The sequence below is a fragment of the Rhodopseudomonas faecalis genome (assembly GCF_003217325.1).
GTDB classification, from domain to species: domain Bacteria; phylum Pseudomonadota; class Alphaproteobacteria; order Rhizobiales; family Xanthobacteraceae; genus Rhodopseudomonas; species Rhodopseudomonas faecalis.
Genome location: NZ_QJTI01000054.1, coordinates 1 through 2,271 on the forward strand (window position 1 = coordinate 1; position 2,271 = coordinate 2,271).

Genomic DNA, 2,271 nt, shown 5'->3' on the forward strand with positions numbered 1-2,271 from the left:
CCTCGCTTAGCCGCCCGCGGACGCTCCAAGACACACCGCAAACCTGTCCAAAGTCCCCTCAAAAACCTGCGTCATCAAATTACGCAACGATCCCCCTTGCGGGGAGGGTGGCCGGCCGTCAGGCCGGTCGGGTGGGGGAGCCACGAATCCAATGTTTGAGTCATCCCCACCCCGGCCTCTGCTTCGCTTGGCCGCCCCTCCCGGCAAGGGGGAGGGATTTTGCCACCTCGTCGCCATCATCGGCGCGCTCGCCTACAATCGCGTCCCATCAACAGAGTCGCCCCATGCCCGTTCGTCAGCTGCCTGAAACCGTGGTCAATCGCATCGCTGCCGGCGAGGTGGTGGAACGGCCGGCGAGTGTCGTGAAGGAGCTGGTCGAGAACGCGCTCGATGCTGGCGCGAGCCGCATCGATGTGTTCACCGATGGCGGCGGCCGGCGCCGGATCGGCATCACCGACGATGGCGGCGGCATGACCAAGGCCGATCTCGCATTGGCGGTGGAGCGGCATGCCACCTCCAAGCTCGATGATGAGGATCTGTTATCGATCCGCACGCTCGGCTTTCGCGGCGAGGCGCTGCCGTCGATCGGCTCGGTGGCGCGGCTGTCGATCACCACGCGCCATGCCGGCGAGCCGCATGCCTGGGCGTTGTCGGTCGAAGGCGGCGCCAAATCGCCGCTCGCGCCAGCGGCGCTGTCGCACGGCACCCGCGTCGAGGTCAGCGATTTGTTCTACGCCACGCCGGCGCGCCTGAAATTTCTCAAGACTGATCGCACCGAGGCTGAGGCGATCCGCGAGGTGGTGCGGCGGCTGGCAATGGCGCGGCCCGACGTCGCCTTCACGCTGGCCGGTGAGGAGCGCGCGCCGGTGACCTGGACCGCGGCGCTGCCGGGCGCTGCCGGGCGGCTGACGCGGCTCGGCGACATTCTCGGCGCCGATTTTCGCAAGAGCGCGATCGAGGTCGGCGCCGAGCGCGACGGTGTGGTGGTGGAAGGTTTGGCAGGCGCGCCGTCGCTGACCCGCGCCAATGCGCTCGGCCAATATCTGTTCGTCAACGGCCGGCCGGTGCGCGACAAGCTGATCGTCGGTGCGGTGCGCGCCGCCTATGCCGATTATCTGCCGCGCGATCGCCATCCGGTGCTGGCGCTGTTCGTGACGCTCGATCCGCGCGAGGTCGACGCCAATGTTCACCCCGCCAAGACCGAGGTCCGGTTCCGCGACGCCGGTCTGGTGCGGGCGCTGATCGTGCACGCGCTGAAAGACGGGCTGGCGCGCGAGGGCAAACGCTCGGCGGCGGCCAGCGTCGATGGTGCCACGCTGGCGGCGCTGCGCCCGGGCTTTGTGCCGGCGCCGCGCGCGGTCGATTGGGACTGGCGGCGCTCGCCGGCTGCGCCGCCGATGAGTTTTACTGCTGCGCCGTCACCGTCGATGGCTGGCTTTGCCGAACGGGCCCAGCCGCGCTTCGACATTGGCGCGCCGAGCGCCGATGTGCGCAGCTTTGCGCCGCCGCCCGCCGATGAGCAGGAGCGGCCGCTTGGCGCAGCACGTACCCAGATCCACGGCACCTACATCGTGTCGCAGACCCGCGACGGCCTGGTGATCATCGATCAGCACGCCGCGCATGAGCGGCTGGTGTACGAGAAGCTGAAAGCGTCGATGGAGCAGAACGGCGTCGAGCGGCAGATGCTGCTGATTCCGGAGATCGTCGAACTCGACGAGGCCACTGTCGAGCGGCTGCTGGCGCGCGCCGCCGAGCTCGACCGTTTTGGGCTCGCGATCGAGTCGTTCGGGCCGGGAGCGGTCGCGGTGCGCGAAGTGCCGGCGCTGCTCGGCAAGAGCAACGCCGGCGCGATGCTGCGCGATCTCGCCGAGCATATGGCGGAATGGGACGAGGCGCTGCCGCTGGAGCGGCGGCTCTTGCACGTCGCCGCGACCATGGCCTGCCATGGGTCGGTGCGCGCCGGGCGGGTGTTGAAACCTGAGGAAATGAACGCGCTGCTGCGCGAGATGGAAGCCACCCCGAATTCCGGGCAGTGCAACCATGGCCGCCCGACCTATGTCGAGCTGACGCTGGCCGATATCGAAAAACTGTTTGGGCGGCGGTAGCTACTCTGCGTTGTCACTCCGGGATGCGCGCTGTAGCGCGCAGACCCGGAGTCCCGATATGATAGCACAAGAGATTCCTGTATCTGCGGAGTGCTGGTGCACAGTCAGCGCGACGGAGGCCGCTCGGTAGATTCCCGGCCGATCATCTCGCCGTAACCCGGTGCGG

1 protein-coding gene is annotated in these 2,271 nt (G+C 68.3%); it reads left to right on the plus strand.

Annotation, left to right across the window (positions count from 1 at the left end):
* The first annotated feature begins 284 nt into the window (after positions 1–284).
* Positions 285–2,105, plus strand: coding sequence for a DNA mismatch repair endonuclease MutL (mutL, locus tag BJ122_RS18865; protein ID WP_110782817.1), 1,821 nt, complete (start codon positions 285–287; stop codon positions 2,103–2,105).
* The last annotated feature ends 166 nt before the right edge of the window (positions 2,106–2,271 follow it).